The sequence below is a fragment of the Natronococcus roseus genome (assembly GCF_043677095.1).
Lineage (GTDB): Archaea > Halobacteriota > Halobacteria > Halobacteriales > Natrialbaceae > Natronococcus > Natronococcus roseus.
In genome coordinates this window covers 479,174-491,712 of the sequence record NZ_JBHLJR010000003.1, presented here as the reverse complement: position 1 = coordinate 491,712, position 12,539 = coordinate 479,174, and the positions used below count along the sequence as shown (strand labels likewise).

The window sequence follows — 12,539 nt, the reverse complement described above, 5'->3', positions numbered from 1 at the left end:
GTCCGTCCCGCGAATATCTTCTTCGCGCCCGCGTCACGCTCGCGCGTAAAGAGTGCATTTTTATGGCGACCGTCCGTACCTCGATTCATATGTTCAAGGCCATCGTGAGCGCGGAAACGCTCACCAGCGCGCTCGATTCGGTGAGCGTGCTGGTCGACGAGTGCAAGATCCATCTCGAGGAGGAGGGGCTCGAAATCCGGGCCGTCGATCCCGCGAACGTCGGGATGGTCGACCTCTCGCTCGAGGCGACGGCGTTCGAGTCCTACGAGGCCGACGGCGGGCTGATCGGCGTCGATCTCTCCCGTCTCGAGGATATCGCCGGGATGGCCGACTCCGGGCAGCTGATCCAGCTCGAACTCGACGAGGAGACCCGCAAACTCCACATCCAGATCGACGGACTCGAGTACACGCTGGCGCTGATCGACCCCGACTCGATCCGCCAGGAGCCGGACATTCCGGAGCTCGACCTCCCCGCACGAGTCGTCCTCGAGGGGAAGGACGTCAACCGCTCGGTGAAGGCCGCGGATATGGTCTCCGATCACATCGCGCTCGGCGTCGACGAGGGCGAGGAGTACTTCTACGTCGACGCGGAGGGCGACACCGACGACGTTCATCTCGAGCTCACACAGGGAGACCTGATCGACCTGCAGGTCGGCCCGGCTCACTCGCTGTTCTCGCTGGATTACCTCAAGGATATGGACAAGGCGATCCCCGGCGACGCCGAGGTCACGCTCGACCTGGGCGAGGAGTTCCCGGTCAAGATCTACTTCGGGTTCGCCGAGGGACAGGGACAGGTCACCTACATGCTGGCGCCGCGGATCCAGAGCGACTGACGCCACCGTTTTCGTTCGATCACGTTCGATCGCTTTTCCTTCGCGTGTGACTGTATCTCACTCGAGTCGTGACTTAAAAGCTCGATATGGTAAGCACCGTCCCTACCAGTTTCCTCCGTGTAGGAAGAGCGCGCATGCCCTCCACCAGCGACCCCAGCGATAGACGGTACGAGGCAACGTTCGATCCCGCCGGTGACAGCGCCAGCGAAGCCGTCCTCGACGCGGTCGGAACCGCTGCCGACGTCGATCCGCTCGAGCTCGAGCCGCTGTACGCCGTTATCGATCCGGACGCGATCGATTCGCTGTGTGCCCACGCCCGTCGAACGGCCGGAAACCGAACCCATAGCCTTCGGTTCTCCTACGCCGGCTTCGACGTCGACGTTCGCACCGACGGCCGGATTTGCGTCTCCGATCCCTCGAGTACCGGCGCGTTCGCCGGCGGCGACTGATACTGGCGAGCGGACCGATCAAAGGAGCGATTACGACCGGCAACCGAGCACGCACGGGTTGTTAGCCGGCGGGACGACTCACTCGTGATCCTCGAGGAACGAGCGAAGCGTCCGGTTGACCAGCTCCGAGTCCTCGATAAAGAAGCAATGCGAGCCGCCCTCGACGAGCTCGAGGCGCGTGTCCGGAATCTTCTCGTCGAGCAGCTTCCCGTTCGCGACCGGGAGGACTCGGTCGTTCGTCCCGTGCATGACCAGCGTCGGCACCCGAATCCGCTCGAGCCGATCGCTCACGTCGAACTCGAGGACGGCCGCGGCCTGGGCCTCTCGGGCCGGCGCGTCGGCGTCCTGCTCTAAGCGCCACTCGATGATGCGATCCATCAGGTGCGGGTTCCGGTTGGTGAAGCGTTCGTTGAACGCGGGCCGCATTCGGTGACGGATAACCTCCCGTTCGCTCGCGCCGTCTGGGGTGTCGAATATCTGTTCCTGGGTCTCGTCGGGGATCGGGACCGCGTCGACCCCGCCGTGGGTCGTACAGCAAAGCGTCAGCGTCTTCGCCCGGGAGTACTCGAGCGCGTAGCGCTGAGCGATCATCCCGCCCATGCTCGCGCCGACGATGTGGGCGTCGTAGATGCCGACGTCGTCGAGGACCGCCTCGAGGTCGGCGGCCAGCCCGCCGATCGAGTAGCCGGCGAACTTGAAGATCAGGGGGGCGCGAAGCTTTCGCGGCAGTCGGCCCACGAGCGGCGGGAGGCCCGCCTTGGAGCGACCCGTCCCCCGGTTGTCGGGCGCGATGACGCCGTAGTCGTCGGCGACGGCCTCCCGTTGCCAGCGCCACATCCACCGCCCGAATCCCAGTCCCTGCAGGAAGACGACCGGCGTCCCCTCCCCCTCGTCGCGTTCGTAGTAGATCGACACGCCGTCTCGAGTGACCCGTGGCATACGCGTGCCGACGCGTCGGACGCCCTTGAAATCGACCCTCGAGGCAGGGCCGACCCGCGAAATCGGTAACAGCGTGTTACCGACAGTAACATCGTTTTGGCTCCGAGCGCCGAGGCGGCCGGACAATCAGGGCGCTTAACCTCCCCGAGTAACACTACGTTACCGATGGAGCGACTGCACGCCCGGTACCCGTTTCTCGAGGCCGCCCGCGAGGCCGTGGCGACCGAGGCCGTCGACCTGGCGACGATCGTCGAACAGAACGGGGCGGTCGTCGAGCGGGCAACCCAGCGCGTGAGCACCGCGCTCGAGGACGGCGAGATCGGCGACCCGCACCGCGATCCCCGCACCGAACTGCTCTCCTATCCCGTCGCCCGCGTGCTCGTCTCGCTGGTCGACGAGGGGATCCTGATCCGCAAGTACGCCCGCGCCGAGTCGACGGCGGCCTTCGAGCGGTTCACCGCCGACTTCGAGGAGACCGTCGAACTCAAGAGCGTCAGTTCGACCGGGCTCGATCTCGACGACCTGCTCGAGGAGTTCGACCTCGCAAACGCCGTTCGCTCGACGGGCGACGGGTACCGGATCGGCGTCGGCCGCTACCTCCCGCTTTCGGCGGGGCTTCGAGACGACCGATGGCGGCTCGTCAACCGGGCGCTCTCGGACGGCGAGGTACCGATCGAGGAGGACGAACTGCACACGCTGCTCCGCGAGGCGATCCGCGAGCGGATCGAGGAGGGGCTCCCCTTCCAGGTGCCCGACGCGATCGCGACGACCCTCGAGCCCGAGGCCGCCGAGATCCGGGAGGTGCTGGCGGAACTCGATCTCACCCGCGAGATCGACACCGTCGTCCCCGACCTGTTCCCGCCGTGTATGAAGGCGCTGCTGGACGACATCCAGAAGGGCGAACACCTGCCCCACCACTCCCGCTTTGCGATCACCGCCTTCCTGACGAGCATCGGGATGTCGACCGACGAGATCGTCGAACTCTACCGGGTGAACTCCTCGTTCGGCGAGGAGATGACCCGCTACCAGACCGACCACATCGGCGGCGAGACGTCGCCGACGGAGTACTCCCCGCCCTCCTGTGCGACGATGCAGTCCTACGGCGACTGCGTGAACAAGGACGACCTCTGTGAGCGTATTCCGCACCCGATGGCCTACTACGAGAAACGCATCGACCAGACCGACGAGGACGAACTCGAGGACTGGCGCGAGGGATCGGAGGAGTCGGCCGCCGGAGACTGACCGACCGAACCGTCCGTTTCGGCACCCGACACCCACCCCTGGTTCGGGTGCCGAGACGGAAGGAAAGCGCCGAATCTGTGGTCGAACACGTCGGTCCGAACGCAGTTTTATGTGAGATCGGCCGGTAGTGATGGGACGATGATACTCCAGGTCCCCGGTGGTCCGGAGTTGCTCGTGGTCCTGTTACTGACGGTGTTTTCCTTGGAATTCCGCTGTTGCTTATCATCGGTGTCTACGAGTATCTCGACAGAAAGCGCGGCTACGAGCGACGGATCGCGGCCCTCGAGCGGCGGGTCGACGAACTCGAGAAGGAGTAATCACGAAGCCAAGTCCTCGGCTCGCCGGCGGCTACAGGGGTAGGGTGGTTCGAGGCAGGAACCGTCGCCGCCTACGCTGCGTTCTGTGCGTCCGCGTCGTCGTCGAGGTCGTCGGCCGGGTCGTTCAGCAGGTACGCCAGTCCGATCCCGACTGCGGTTAGCAGGAAGATGAAGCCGATGATAACGCCGACGAGCATCTCGCCGCCCTCGGGAGAGAGGGCGCTGTCCGCACCGCCGTACTCGCCGCCGATGGCGACCATGGCGCCGAGCATCAGGAAGACGGACGTCACGGCCACGACGATTTCGATGATCCGCTCGCGCTCGAGCATTACCCGACGATTCCCCCGGCCCGTGCAAAAACGCTTCGAAGCGCGCTCGAGCGGCGCCAGCCGGACCAGATCTCCCGTCTCTGAACGGGCCCCAGAGGCGTCGGATCCGACGAAATCGGGACGTTATATATAAATCTCGAGCAGGAGATTGCAAGCGGTCCGGTTATTTCCGTCGCTCGCCTACAATCGTCGAACAGTCAGTCGACCACGGAGCCGGCCGTCAGCCGGCGAATCACTACCGACGCACCCATGAAAACAACAGCGTCACCGAAGACACCGCTTCCAGTACCGTCCGACGACGCCCTCGAGGAGCGCTCGCGCCGCGCCCGCACCGAACCGATGTCGGTGCTAGCGCTGGGCGAGGGGCTCTACGAGGTCGAGTCCGCGAGCGACCACACCTACCTCGTCGATCTCGAGGGCGGGCGCTGTACCTGCCCCGATCACGTCTTCCGCGGGGTCCGGTGCAAGCACGTCCGTCGCGTCGCCATCGAGATCAACGAGGGTCGAACGCCCCCGCCCGGCGAGCGAGCCGTCGGCTGCCACGACTGCGGCGAGACGGTGTTCGTCGACGAGAACGCGGCCGGTCCGATCTACTGCGACCGCCACGCGCTCCGACCGGGCGATCCGGTCGTCGACCGCGAAACCGGCGACCGACTCACGGTCGTCGACGTCTCGGACCTGCGGGCCGACGCGGTCCGGATCCAGGCCACGGGCGAGTCCGTCGCCGACTACGCGACGAACGAGAACTACGCGCCCGACGTTCCCGTCGTCGGCGCCGTCTACCCCCACGCGACGGTCGCGCCCAACGGCGTCGTCCCCGAGTCGCTGCGGGTGTACGTGTTCCCTCGCACGCGACTCGAGAGGCGGCCGGCGGGACGGGGCCGACCCGCGACGGCGTAGCAACGCTCGACAACGGGAAGTTAGTTGGATAGCTTTCGTTTTTTAGCGGTTGGGATCAAGTGTCAGGGTATGGACGACGGGATCGACTACGGCCGCTACGACGAGGGCCGGAACGTCAACTACTGGGAACTCGATCGGACCCTGCAGCGCGAACTCCGCCGAACGTACGCCGACGAGGCGTTCGCGTGGGCCGAGCCCCGCCTCGAGGCGTTCGGCGAGACCGTCGGCCACGTGATCGCCGACAACGCCGATTACATTGACCACCACGGACCCGAACTCGAGCCCTACGACAGACACGGCGAGGTTCAAAACCGGGTGCGGTATCCGGCCGAACAGTTCGAGAACGAACGCCTCGCCTACGAGGCCGGGATCGTCGCCGACGTTTTCGAGGCCCCACCCGGCCGCGACGAGCCAATGGCGCTGTCGCACAACCTCGCGATGCAGTACCTGCTTTGCTACGCGGACCCCGGCTTCGACTGCCCGGTGGCGATGACCGCCGGCGCGGCACTCGTCCTCGAGAAGTTCGGCGACGAGTCGCTCGACCCCTACTACGAGGCGCTGACGAGTCGCGACTACGACGACCTGATCGAGGGAGCGATGTTCCTCACCGAGAAACAGGGCGGCAGCGACGTCGGCGCGAACGAGACTCGCGCCGAGTACGACGAGGAGAGCGAGTGCTGGCGCCTGTCCGGCGAGAAGTGGTTCTGCTCGAACGTCGACGCCGAGGGGACGCTCGTGCTCGCCCGGACCGCCGACGCGCCCGAGGGGACCGCGGGGCTTTCGATGTTTCTCGTTCCCCACGCCGACCCCGACCGCTTCGACGATCCGGTGACGAAGGGCGACCTGCTCGAGGACGGCCCGCTTGCACCCGACGAAGTCAACGACCAGCTCTACCGCCGCCTGAAGGACAAACTGGGGACGATCTCGGTGCCGACTGGCGAAGTCGAGTTCACCGGCGCGACGGCGATTCTCGTCGGCGAGGAGAAAGCCGGGTTCCGGCAGATGGCCGAGATGCTCAACCTCGAGCGGCTGTCGAACGCCGCCGCGTCTTGCGGGATTATGGGCCGGGTGCTGCTCGAGAGCAAGATCTACGCCGCAAGCCGGGAGGCGTTCGGGAAGCCGATCGACCAGCACCCGCTGATGCGAGCGGATCTGGTCGACATGGCGGTCGACCACGAGGCCGCGACGGCGTACGTCCTCGAGGCTGCGCGGTTGCTCTCGGAGCGAGAGCGGGCGGAACGGACCGGCCAGGACGACGACGAAGCGGACGACGCCTACCGGTTGATGCGACTGCTGATCCCGATCGCGAAACTGCGCACCGCTCGAATGGCCGTCGATACAGCCTCCTACGGGATGGAGGTCCACGGCGGCAACGGCTACGTGAACGAGTTCGTCACGAACCGCATGCTCCGGGACGCGCAGGTGCTTCCAATCTGGGAGGGCACCGAGAACGTCCTCTCGCTGGACGTGCTGCGGGCCCTCGAGCACGAGGATGCCCACGAACCGCTGCAAGAGGCGATCGAGGACCGACTCGAGCGCGTTTCTCATCCGGCGCTCGCCGATTGCCTCGAGACCGTCGAGGCGGAGTACCACGAGCTGCTGACCGCGCTCGCGACGCTCGCCGGCGAGGACGGCGAGTACGCCCAGCTATCGGCCAAGCGCCTGGCCCACTACGTGTTCGACGTCTTCACCGCCGCGCTGTTGCTCGAGCGTGCCCAGTCGGAGATCGAGGACGGGGACGCCCGAACGGCGCTCGTCGCGAAGCGGTTCGTCGCGAACGAACTCGAGTACCCTGAGGCCCGCGGGATCACGGATGGGGAGCGGTTCGCGCTCGAGGCGTTCGATCCGATCGTCCGGTACGCGTCGGTCGAACCCGATCGGCTCTCGGACGTCGACGGTATCGAAAACCCGTCAGAACGTATTTACGACGACCGAGGGTAGCGGCTGCCATGATCGGTGCAGACGGAACAAGTGCGTTCAGCGCCGTCCAGGTTATCGTCGTGAGTGTCGCGATCCTGTCGGCGATCGGCACGTTCGGTCTGTCTCTCCTCGGGCTTCCGGTCGGGCTGACCGGGCTCGCGTTCGTCCTCATCTTCGCGGCGCTGATGGGGCTGTGCTGGACCCGATTCGAGAAGGTCAATCCCCGATACGACCGAACTGACGGGAACTGATCGATCGATCCTTCGGAAGACGCTGCTCGAGACGGCGTCCCGAAGACACGCTGTTCTAACCTGTTCGAGTGCTATACTATACTATCGTACAATAAATTCATTGGAGTGTGAGTTCGAAATAGAACGATGGGAGAACAGCGTTCGGATGCCGTCGGCGGGGCCAGGAAAGCGTCGACGGAGGAAGTACGCCGCTTCGCTCGGCGACGAAGGAGGTAACTGTGCACGGGGTGACCGGTTCGGACGTCATCTGGGTGAGCCACTTCGTCGCTGCGGGGTTGATGATCGCTCTGGCAGTCTACGTCGGGCGCAACCACTCGGAGAAGCCGCTCGGCCGGTTGTTCGTCTGTATGGTCCTGGCCGTCGCCGTCTGGGTCATCGGGTCGATGGCCCGACTGTTCACGCTCGATCCGGCGGCGTACGTCGTCCTCACCGCCGTGAAGTACCTCGGCGTCACGACGGCACCGATCTGGTTCCTGCTGTTCGTACTGCGGTACTCCGGACGGGACCGCTGGGTGACCCGTCGACTCGTCACGCTCCTGTTCGTCGGACCCGTGTTAACCGTCCTGGTCGTGCTCACCACCCAGAGCCACGGGTTGTTTTACGCGGAGTTCGCCGTCGTCACCGTCGAGGAGACGGCAGTTCTGGAACGTGGGCGAGGACCGGGGTTCTGGCTGTTCGCCGCGTTCGGATGGGGGCTCCTCGCGCTGGGGACGGTGCTCCTCTTGCTGACGGCGATCGGACAGCCCGCAATCTACCAGAAACAGTCGTTCGTTATCGCCCTCGGCGTCGTCATCCCCTGGGTCGTCGGAATCGCGTACGTCTTCCGCGGCTGGCCCCATCCGGCGGTCGATCCGACGCCGATCGGATTCGCTATCACGGCCGTTCTCTTCGGCGTCGGTATCTTCACCACCCGCCTCATCGACGTCGTCCCCGTAGCCCGGTCACGACTGCTCGACGCGCTGGACGACGGCGTCGTCGTCGTCGACGCCGACGGCCGGCTGCTGGACGCCAACGCCACCGCGCGGGAGTTGCTCAGCGACGAGACGGTCGGAACCGACATCGAGGTGGCGCTCCCGTCCGAGTTCGACATCGACGGCGGCGAGCACGTCGTCGAGACGGATGCCGGCCGACGGGTGTTTCGGCCCCGAACGATCGAACTGACCGACGGTCTCGGACGGAACACCGGGCGGGTCATCTACCTGGACGACGTCACGCAGCTCATCGAGCGCGAGCGACGCAGCGTGCTCCAGCGCGTGTTTCGTCACAACATCCGCAACGACCTGAACGTGACCGTCGGCTATCTCGACCTCCTCGAGGAACGGGTCCAGCCGGCGGACCGCGAGTACGTCGACCGGGCTCGAGCGAGCGCGACCCGTGTCGTCGAACTGAGCGAGAAGGCCCGGCAGTTCGAGCGGGCGATCGACTCCCAGGACGGCCGGACGACCGCGTCAGCCACAGCGGTCGTCGAACGGGTAGTCGAGGACGCTCGAGGCGAGTATCCGCAGGCGCAGTTCACCGTCGATCTCGACGGTGGGGTCGGCCCTGTCACCGTCATCGACGAGGAAAGTTTTCGGACCGCGATCGCGAATCTGATCGAGAACGCGGTGCTCCACAACGACGCAGCGCAGCCATCGGTTGCCGTTCACGTCGTTGCCGAGGACGACACCGTCCGGATCGAGGTCGCCGACGACGGGCCCGGGATTCCGGAGCAGGAGCTCACCGCGCTCGAGGCCAACGCGGAAACCCCCCTCGAGCACGGCAGCGGCTTCGGGCTCTGGCTGGTGAAGTGGACGGTCTCGCTGTCGTCGGGCGAACTCTCCTTCGCGGAGAACGAACCCCGCGGCAGCGTCGTCACGGTTCGGCTCCCGGCCGCCGACGCCTCGAGTCGGTAGCGACTACTCGAGCAGCTCCGCGGCCTCCTCGACCTCCATCACACCCTGCTTGACGGCGTTGAGCACGCGGACGACGTCCTCGTCGGGGCCGGCGTCGGGCTGGTCGACCTCCTCGAGGGTGACCTTCGCCGAGTCGCCGACGAACTCGGGAAAGTCGGTGCCGTCGGCGAGCGCGGTCTTCTTCTTGACGCGGTAGTTCCCGCCGTCGGTGACGTGGAGATCCGCGGGGTGGAAAAAGTACCAGTCCTCGCGGTCGAAGCGGACGCCGATGCGGGGTTTCGCGCCGAAGTTCTGGGCGAAGTAGGTCAGCGCCTCGACCTCCTCGCCGGTGAGGTAGATCGGGTCGCCCGCGCTCGATTTCGCCTCGATCGCGTAGAAGGTGTCGCCGTCGCCGGCGAGCACGTCGGGGAGTTCGCGGTCCGTCGCCGCACCGCTGGCGGGCGCGCGCATCACCGCGAACCCGGCCTCGTCGAGCGCGTTGACGAGCTCTCGTTCGCGGCGGCCGCCCTTCGCGTGGGACATACCTGATAGGTCTCCACTGCGGGATAATAAGCGAGACGAACCGCAGTTACCGAGATCAGAGCGGGACCAGTGCCAGCGCGACGTCGACGGCCATCGCCGTCATCTCCTCGGCCTCCTCGGGTGCAAAGCGCAAGACGAGGTAGAGGATCGCGAACTGGAAGGCGTTGAACGCAGCGTGGGCCGCCGTCGGCACGATGAGGTTGTCCGTTTTCGCATACAGGTAGCCGAAGATGATCGACCCGAAGAACACGACCGTCAGCGAGACGCCGATCGCGCCGAGTGGGGCGAGCCCCCCGTCGGCCGCTAGCGCGTAGGCGGGGATGTGGACCAGCGCGAAGATGACGCTCGTGCCGACGACGGCGCCCATTCGCGAGAAGGCGGCGTAGAGGCGCTTCTGGATCACGTTGCGGAAGAGGAACTCCTCCGCTGGCGCGTTAAAGAGGAAGACGACGACGATCATGAGCAACACCATGTTCGGATCGTCGCCGACCAGTTCGACGACCTGATTCTCCGAGGAGGGAAGCTGAAGCACCGTCGCGACGACGTTGACGAGCATCACGAACGCGATGCTACCCACGATACCGGCCAGTACGTATCCCCAGCCGCGCCGCGTCGGCATCCGCAGGTCGAGCCAGTCCCAGCCGCGTTCGGTCCACCAGAGGTAGAATCCGCCGACGAGGAAGAAGCCCAGGAAGTTCAGCGTCAGCAGGACGAACGTCGCCGTGTTCGATGCCTCCGCCGGCGACTCGAGCAGCGCCGGATCGAGCAGGAACGCCGGGAGCGTCGTAAACTGCGACGCGACGATCGCGGCGACCGAGAGGAAGACGGCGACGAGGAGCGATCTCACCTGACCGTCCGCCCGGTCTACTGTTGCCATACGCCGACCTAGGGGAAGCCCACTTTTGGGCGTTCCTCTTTCAGCTGAAGACGATATGAAAAGAGCGGGAACGAGAGTCGGTCATCGATCAGCCGAGGAGGTACCGGAGTTTCGGGTACCGCTCGACGATCGGGTGACTCTCGAGGTAGCGGTCGACGCCGAGGATCCGTCCCGCGGCGAGGGCCCCCAGCGCGAGGAACACCGCGGCGTAGACGAGCTGGTCGTTGACCAGTCCGCCGGCGACGTCCCAGCTACCGAAGTAGAACATCACCATCTGGATCGAGGCGCCCAGCGCGGCCAGACGGACGAACGCGCCAGCGAGCAACGCGACGCCGATCAGCACCTGGGTGACCGGGACGATCACGTCGACGGCCGCCATCAGCGTGCCGTTGGCAGCCATCGCGCCGAAGATCGCGCTGGCCGGGCTCGCCGGGTCGACGTTCGCCAGATAGCCGTAGGCGCTGAAGTCACCGACGAGTTTGCTCCAGCCCGCCGCGAGCATGACCCAGCCCATGAGCAGGCGCAGTCCGAAGATCGCCCAGACGCCCAGCTGGTGGGGTCGTCCGTCTATCGTTACGCCTCCGAGGCGGCTCTCGAGTCGGTTGATGGTGGGTGTTTGCATGATCGTTCTCCTCGTACAGCTATACGTAGGACGGACAACCACCTATATACCGCAGCTGGTTCCCATCGTGAGGGAAACTAACTACAACTATTGAAAGATTTCTTTCTTCGTGTGGCAGAAAAACCGTCTCGAGAGAGCTCGAGAGTAGAGGGTGAGAAACTTACGTCCCGTGGTCCCAGCTATCCATGTATTCGCGCTGGGTGTCGGTCAGCGCGTCGAACTCGACGCCTTCGGCCTCGAGTTTGATCTCGGCGATCTCTCGATCGAGGTCGTCGGGAACGTCGTGGACGCCCGCGTCGTAGGCGTCGCTGTTCTCGAGCATCTCCCGGACACAGACCGCCTGAATGCCGAACGACTGGTCCATCACTTCGACGGGGTGGCCGAGCGAGATCGGCGCGGCGAGGTTGACCAGTCGGCCCTCGGCGACGACGTTCAGCCGGCGGCCATCCTCGAGTTCGTAGGCCTCGACGCCGTCTCGGGCCTCGTAGCGGTCGACGGCGAGGTCGTCGAGCGCCTCGAGGTCGATCTCGATGTCGAAGTGGCCCGCGTTCGCGAGCAGGACGCCGTCCTGCATGGCCTCGAAGTGCTCCTCGACGACGACGTCCCGGTTTCCGGTCGTCGTGAGGAAGACGTCGCCCTTCTCGGCCGCGTCGGCCATCGGCATGACTTCGTAGCCCTCCATGTGGGCCTCGAGCGCGCGGCGGGGTTCGACCTCGGTGACGATTACGTTCGCGTTCTGGCCCGACGCCTTCCGAGCGACTCCCTTCCCGCAGTAGCCGAAGCCGGCGACGACGACGTTCTTGCCGGCCCACGAGAGGTTCGTGGTCATGGCGATCGAGGCCAGCGAGGACTCGCCGGTGCCGTGGACGTTGTCGAACAGCCGCTTCATCGGCGTGTCGTTGACGGCGAAGACGGGGTAGTCGAGCGCGCCGTCTTCGTCCATCGCGCGCAGGCGGTGGACGCCCGTGGTGGTCTCCTCCGCACCGCCGACGATACCGTCGATCAGCTCGGGGTAGTCCTCGTGGATCGCGGCGACGAGGTCCATCCCGTCGTCGACGGTGACGGTCGGCTCGTGGGCGATGACGGCCTCGATGGCGTCGTAGTACTCCTCGTCGTCGACGCCGCGTTTCGCGTAGCTCGTAATCGACTCGTGGGCGTCGAGCGCCGCCGAGACGTCGTCGTGGGTCGAGAGCGGATTACAGCCCGTCACCGCAACGTCGGCCCCGCCCTCGGCGAGCGTCTCGACGAGCATCGCGGTCTTGGCCTCGACGTGCATCGCCATCGCGATGCGCTCGCCCTCGAAGGGCTGCTCGGCAACGAACTCCTCACGGACGTGCTCGAGGATGGGCATATGCTGGGCGGCCCAGTCCATCTTGCGACGACCCTCCTCCCGTGCGGACTCGAGGTCGTCCAGCTGATCGCTGATCGGCGGATACTCGGTCATGT

General features: G+C 65.7%; 13 protein-coding genes. 7 read left to right on the top strand and 6 right to left on the bottom strand.

Annotated elements, in window-relative coordinates:
- Window positions 1-89: 89 nt before the first annotated feature.
- Together ACFEMD_RS10440 and ACFEMD_RS10435 are read left to right on the top strand one after the other, a co-directional pair.
- The gene (locus ACFEMD_RS10440) at window positions 90-833 is read left to right on the top strand and encodes a DNA polymerase sliding clamp (protein WP_278290661.1); all 744 of its coding nucleotides are present in this window, start codon (window positions 90-92) and stop codon (window positions 831-833) included.
- A 134-nt stretch (window positions 834-967) separates the two neighbouring features.
- A complete protein-coding gene (locus tag ACFEMD_RS10435) occupies window positions 968-1,282 on the top strand; it encodes a HalOD1 output domain-containing protein (protein WP_394740945.1) in 315 nt (104 codons plus the stop codon).
- Between the two features lie 78 nt (window positions 1,283-1,360).
- Here the strand turns inward: ACFEMD_RS10435 and ACFEMD_RS10430 are convergent, their stop codons facing one another.
- Window positions 1,361-2,221 carry an alpha/beta fold hydrolase gene (locus tag ACFEMD_RS10430; RefSeq protein ID WP_394740944.1) on the bottom strand — a complete coding sequence of 287 codons (861 nt, stop codon included), beginning with the start codon at window positions 2,219-2,221 and terminating at the stop codon, window positions 1,361-1,363.
- Between the two features lie 165 nt (window positions 2,222-2,386).
- Between ACFEMD_RS10430 and priL the strand changes: the two genes are divergently transcribed.
- Window positions 2,387-3,463, top strand: coding sequence for a DNA primase regulatory subunit PriL (priL, locus tag ACFEMD_RS10425; protein WP_394740943.1), 1,077 nt, complete (start codon window positions 2,387-2,389; stop codon window positions 3,461-3,463).
- Window positions 3,464-3,851: 388 nt separating this feature from the next.
- On the opposite strand, the gene ACFEMD_RS10420 is transcribed toward priL, so the two are convergent.
- Window positions 3,852-4,109: a DUF7472 family protein gene (locus ACFEMD_RS10420; protein WP_394740942.1), complete on the bottom strand. Its 258-nt coding sequence runs from the start codon at window positions 4,107-4,109 to the stop codon at window positions 3,852-3,854.
- Window positions 4,110-4,358: 249 nt separating this feature from the next.
- Here ACFEMD_RS10420 and ACFEMD_RS10415 point away from each other — a divergent pair, with 249 nt between their 5' ends.
- From ACFEMD_RS10415 to ACFEMD_RS10400, 4 genes are all read left to right on the top strand, one after another.
- Entirely contained in the window at window positions 4,359-5,009 is a 651-nt protein-coding gene (locus ACFEMD_RS10415; protein WP_394740941.1) for an SWIM zinc finger family protein, read from the top strand.
- Window positions 5,010-5,078: 69 nt separating this feature from the next.
- Window positions 5,079-6,950, top strand: a complete 1,872-nt coding sequence (locus ACFEMD_RS10410) for an acyl-CoA dehydrogenase family protein (RefSeq protein ID WP_394740940.1) — start codon at window positions 5,079-5,081, stop codon at window positions 6,948-6,950.
- Between the two features lie 8 nt (window positions 6,951-6,958).
- Window positions 6,959-7,180 (top strand): hypothetical protein, encoded by a 222-nt coding sequence (locus ACFEMD_RS10405; protein WP_394740939.1) that lies wholly within the window; start codon window positions 6,959-6,961, stop codon window positions 7,178-7,180.
- Between the two features lie 218 nt (window positions 7,181-7,398).
- On the top strand, window positions 7,399-9,072 hold the full coding sequence (locus ACFEMD_RS10400) for a histidine kinase N-terminal 7TM domain-containing protein (protein ID WP_394740938.1): 1,674 nt from the start codon (window positions 7,399-7,401) through the stop codon (window positions 9,070-9,072).
- Window positions 9,073-9,075: 3 nt separating this feature from the next.
- Here the strand turns inward: ACFEMD_RS10400 and hjc are convergent, their stop codons facing one another.
- The 4 genes from hjc to ACFEMD_RS10380 all read right to left on the bottom strand — a co-directional run bounded on the left by hjc (window position 9,076) and on the right by ACFEMD_RS10380 (window position 12,537).
- Window positions 9,076-9,594, bottom strand: coding sequence for a Holliday junction resolvase Hjc (gene hjc / locus ACFEMD_RS10395; RefSeq protein ID WP_394740937.1), 519 nt, complete (start codon window positions 9,592-9,594; stop codon window positions 9,076-9,078).
- A gap of 55 nt (window positions 9,595-9,649) precedes the next feature.
- Window positions 9,650-10,471, bottom strand: a complete 822-nt coding sequence (locus tag ACFEMD_RS10390; protein ID WP_394740936.1) for a CPBP family intramembrane glutamic endopeptidase — start codon at window positions 10,469-10,471, stop codon at window positions 9,650-9,652.
- 88 nt (window positions 10,472-10,559) lie between these two features.
- Window positions 10,560-11,093, bottom strand: coding sequence for a DoxX family protein (locus tag ACFEMD_RS10385; RefSeq protein ID WP_394740935.1), 534 nt, complete (start codon window positions 11,091-11,093; stop codon window positions 10,560-10,562).
- Window positions 11,094-11,253: 160 nt separating this feature from the next.
- Entirely contained in the window at window positions 11,254-12,537 is a 1,284-nt protein-coding gene (locus ACFEMD_RS10380) for an adenosylhomocysteinase (protein ID WP_394740934.1), read from the bottom strand.
- Between the last annotated feature and the right edge of the window lie 2 nt (window positions 12,538-12,539).